At 37.4% G+C, this 4,697-nt stretch carries 3 protein-coding genes; all 3 read right to left on the bottom strand.

What is annotated here, in order from left to right; genetic code table 11:
- Positions 1–61: 61 nt before the first annotated feature.
- Positions 62–676 carry an RNA polymerase sigma factor gene (locus B9Y87_RS21705; protein ID WP_085501048.1) on the bottom strand — a complete coding sequence of 205 codons (615 nt, stop codon included), beginning with the start codon at positions 674–676 and terminating at the stop codon, positions 62–64.
- A gap of 491 nt (positions 677–1,167) precedes the next feature.
- On the bottom strand, positions 1,168–3,105 hold the full coding sequence (locus B9Y87_RS21700; protein WP_085501047.1) for an FAD-dependent oxidoreductase: 1,938 nt from the start codon (positions 3,103–3,105) through the stop codon (positions 1,168–1,170).
- A gap of 45 nt (positions 3,106–3,150) precedes the next feature.
- Positions 3,151–4,266 carry a hypothetical protein gene (locus B9Y87_RS21695; RefSeq protein ID WP_085501046.1) on the bottom strand — a complete coding sequence of 372 codons (1,116 nt, stop codon included), beginning with the start codon at positions 4,264–4,266 and terminating at the stop codon, positions 3,151–3,153.
- Positions 4,267–4,697: the final 431 nt, after the last annotated feature.

Raw genomic sequence — 4,697 nt, 5'->3', positions numbered from 1 at the left:
CCCCCTACAATACTATAAGTAAATATTACTCCCTATATAGACAGTATTGACAAAAAAAATATTAAAAAAAAATGATTTTGATAAATACCCCCAGTAAAAAAGGGTGTTTTCGTAAAGCTTTAATCGCTCTGTAAATAGTAGTTCTTGCAGTTTCGATGGATATATCCATTATGTCTGCTATTTCCTCGTATGTTCGTTCCTGATCGAATCTCAAGTATAGTCCTTTCTTTTGTTTTGGTGTCAAAGTATCCAGAGCCTCCTGCAGTTTAATTGTCCTTTCAGCTATCCCTTCTTCCCGGATTATATCTTCCTCAATGGATTCTGTGTGATTTTTGACTAGACTTTGCTTTAACTTATTGCCATCAATTTCTATTGGAAAGTCTTTCCTCTTGTACTGCCTATTAATTTTCCGATTCAAGGATTTTATTAAATAATATTCCACATTATCCGTAAAGGACAATTTGGCCCTATATTTATATACATCCAAAAATAAATCATGAATACAGTCCATCACATGTTCCCTGTTGTCGTCCTTACGCATGCCATGTGCAAATAAAATATCAACGAATTGGTCATACAACTGTCCGAGAGCAGCCGTATCACCTTGTCGTATTTTATTCCAATATATTATTTCTAATTTTTCGGAACTACCTTTTTTTTGGTCTTTGATATCCATATGCCCATTACAAGAAATCCCCCTCCGTACTTTCCACTTTACCGCTTTTAGAACCTATTAAAACTACCCTACCACTATTTTTCAACTATTTCTCCTAGAACTAATTGAGACTTTTTAGTTAAGTTATTGAATTATAGAACCTAATGTCTTAAATCATCATTTGAGCCATTAAATTGTTCGGAAAAGGGTATTAACCAAATATAATCAAAAGGGTTAAACATTTAAAAAAAAGGGCAGGTTAAACAAATTTCCAGGAACTGACTCATTAAACTTCAATACTCATTACAAGTAAATTATGAATTATTTTTAATTGTGAAGTATAATTTTACATTCCCCATGGAAGGGTTACAAACTCTCAAATACTAATTGGAATGTGGGGTATTACTACAACAAAATTAAAGGCCGTTCCCTAATCAAGGAAACGGCCCAATACTTCACATCAAAATTCCTGATATCACACTAAAGAAAAGGATTACTTCAAATTTTTTCCTTTATTCCTGATAACATCGCACTTCAAAAATCTTGGCTAAGGGATCACCATTCGTCCTTGTTACCTTAATTTTCAATTGCTTTATTTCAACAGGATCAAAACTATGGTTAACAAGTCTTAAATAATTATTTTCATTACTGAGGAGTACTTTGTCAATATTTTTGCCTTTTACTTCAATACTATAATCCGCCACAGTTTCAGGTTGTTGGCCCCGAATTTGGTTGTCATTTACCCAGTCTTGTGCAGAAAGGCGCAAAAAGCGATCTAATCCGGTATCAAACATTAGCTGGATTTTATTGATTTTGACTGGTTTTTTCCAACTCAGCATTATCCATTGCTCACTATTTTCCATATTGGCACACCATTTATGGGTATTGCCATCGCCAACTTCCCTATTATACCCATCAATTACGTTTATGGCACGGCCATCCTCAGTTTCAGAGGAAGCTGAAATCTTGGCAGATCTCGCCAAATCATTTTTATCCTCATTTTTTACACCAAGAAGTGCCTGGTCTTGTTTAAGTAATATTTGTTGAAGTTTTTTAATATGCTCGGCACTATTTCCTAGTTCAGTAGGTAACATCCCATTTTTATTGCAATAGTCCATTGCAGTTCCAATGGCCTGGCCAAGAGTGCTGCAGGTAGCCATTACCCGGGTGGAAGACAAGGCCACGTGTGAAACACTTATATTTCGACCGGCCATCAACAGATTTGCAATGTTTTTACTGTATAATGATCTGAAAGGAATGGAATATGGACCTTTTAATGGTATAGAAACATAGGGGACTTCACCAGTGGTATCCATTCCCCCAGGAGGATGATCGTCCAATGGCCAACCTCCATAGGCAACTCTATCTTCAAACAAGGTTGCTGCTTGTACGTCTTCCTGTTTCATGATATAATCGCCTTCAACACGTCTACTTTCCCTTTTTCCTGGAATCATCCCAATGGAATCCAACGCCCAATTTTCCGAATCCGGATGATTTCCAGAATTCTTAATATAATCCCAAACTCCAAATAGCACTGCTAAAAGATCCTTTCTATTTTGTTGTCCATCACGAACAATATCTATTTCCCCTCCTAGTTCCAACCACCAATAACCATATTCATAGGTTGAAATATTTCGGTGCAAAAAATCCTTGGTCGTATACTTCCTGGCCCATTTAGGAGGAGTATAAGGCATGTTTTTATCATATTTTTTTGCGGTAAACAATAAGCTGTTTCCCATTGTTTTTTGATCTTTAACATCTACGGCCAGGGATTCTCCCCATTTTGATTTTGCTTCCCTTCCACGCATATAATATGCACCCGCCTGTGCCGCTAAGGTCGCATCACCTGTACAATCGGCAAAGAATTTGGCCTTGATAACAGAAATTTCCTCTGTGGGTGAGCAAAGCGCCATTATTTGACTGATCTTTCCATCTATTACCTCAGCGTCATATAGTGCTGTATCCAGTAATAGGGTTATATTCTCTTCAGAGATCAACTTGTCGTACAAAATAAAATCCCACATTTCATAAGAGCGTTGTGGATTTTGAACGGCTTCGGTCAAAACCAGTTCTTCCAAAATGCCGGTCTCCCTCCATATTTGGTTCAACTGGCTGGCTCCAGAAATATGCATTCTTATTTCACTACTAGCGTTGCCACCCAACCGAGATCTATCTTGGATAAGTATTACCTTGCTACCATTTCGTGCCGCGGCCAAAGCTGCACATATTCCCGCCATTCCGGCCCCAGCAATAAGGATATCGGTTTCATAAAATTTTTTCTTGTAGGCCTCAGTATCTACAAAGGCTTGGACTTTATTGGAATCAGCGGCAGTCTTCCCCAATAATTGCATCCCTTCCGCTGCATCCTTGCCAAAAACGCTTATAGGGCCCATTAAAAAAGCACTGGACCCCAATCCAATGGTTTTCATAAATCCTCTTCTTTTTGTCATTCCTTTACTTATTATAATTCTAAATTGGTTTTTTCTCTTTAAATTTTATGGGGAAAGAAGCCGTCCCTCCTTTGCTATGGAAGTTAGAAATTGTTCAGCCTCTTTTGAAAATTCATTTTTCCCGTAATTCTTTAGCTCTGCTATTTCTTCAATGGATTTAGGTGTTAATTGCCCCCTATTATCATAGAGGATTTTAAATGCCTTCTTTAATTGGGACCTATTTAGAGAATCCAAGGCAGAGGCCAAAAAAGTTGTAGCATTCTCATCTAATACCTTATTGTTAAACCTATTAAGTATTTCATTTTGCATTCGGAATTCTACCTCTTTTAACAGGCTAATTATTTTGGATTGATATTTGGCAGATGACCAAGCCCAATCCGGTATTTTTTCAATTGCAAAAAATGGCACATATGCATCACCTTCGGTAATTAATCTAATAAGTTTTGGGGTATACTTTTCATTCCCGACGTCAACCTTGTTCAAAGCATAGAATTGCTGATGGTAATTATCGGAATCCAACATAGAAACAAGTACCTCTTCGCTCCTCAAAGCTTCGGTATGAGCCGCAATTTTATCTGCCAATTCTCCATTTACTATGTGCCACAATGTATGGGAACTATAAACAGCGCCACGCACCACAGCCCCACTAAGTGAATTGTAGGTGGCGCCTGCAACACCGTCTATAACCTCCGATTTAATTTCAATACTGTGATCTACCAAATCCTCGACCTTGTAATTGGCCAGTAAGGAGGTTTTATCCATTAAAATTTCCTTCATTTTATCATGATCCTCCTTCGTGAACTTGACATGGTCAAATTTTGTTAAAGGATCTAAAGGCACTTCGGCGTAATCCAAGAAATTACCTAAAAGGTCCCAGTATACCTCGGCAACCAAATTATAGCATACCCCTTCCTCACAAACCGGTGTAACCACGAAACTGTAATATTTTACGGGCAGGTCGTTGGCACTAAAAAGTAAATCCACTTCAAGCTGTACGGAATCTTTAGTGAAGAATACAAATGCCCTTTCTTTTCTAGGGGTTGGATTTTGTAATTCCAGGGACATAAAAAGCCAAAGGATAATAAACAGCACCAAAAGCTTAAAAGTATGCAAGAAATTGACAAACCATTTAAGACCAAAAGAAATTTGAGCTTTTGACATGAAATACATCTAGGTATCTTAATTATGTTTATTAAATTTAAACGTTGACTTCGAAATAGAAATTCTACATACTACATATTGTAAAACTCCCATCACATTTAACTATCATTTTTGACTGCACATTAAATGTATTAGCCAACCCATGAAAGAGGGATAACCCCATTTGTAATAAATTAATTCTTGGTAAATTAATGCTGCTCTGGTACATCAATGTTAATTTTTTCACGGCCGGCGGATGGGCAAACATCCTCCTATCTTTTTTATAGATCCTTACTCTTTAAATTTATTATTTGAATTGGGCATTGGTTTAATTGGTTATAGTTATTTTGTTGTCGGCGGTACGTTCATATACCAGGTCAGTGGCCTCTCCAATGGTCCCGATCACTTTTTCTATGTCCTCTTTCAGGTCCAGGTAACCGGAAAAGGTCCCT

Source organism: Arenibacter troitsensis (assembly GCF_900177645.1).
Taxonomy (GTDB): domain Bacteria; phylum Bacteroidota; class Bacteroidia; order Flavobacteriales; family Flavobacteriaceae; genus Arenibacter; species Arenibacter troitsensis.
The sequence above is the reverse complement of the archived record's forward strand: the minus strand, read 5'-3'. Positions and strand labels throughout refer to the sequence as shown.

Excerpts from the sequence above, each read along its gene's own strand:
- B9Y87_RS21705 (WP_085501048.1), bottom strand. The coding sequence starts at position 676 with ATGGATATCAAAGACCAAAAAAAAGGTAGTTCCGAAAAATTAGAAATA.
- B9Y87_RS21700 (WP_085501047.1), bottom strand. The coding sequence starts at position 3,105 with ATGACAAAAAGAAGAGGATTTATGAAAACCATTGGATTGGGGTCCAGT.
- B9Y87_RS21695 (WP_085501046.1), bottom strand. The coding sequence starts at position 4,266 with ATGTCAAAAGCTCAAATTTCTTTTGGTCTTAAATGGTTTGTCAATTTC.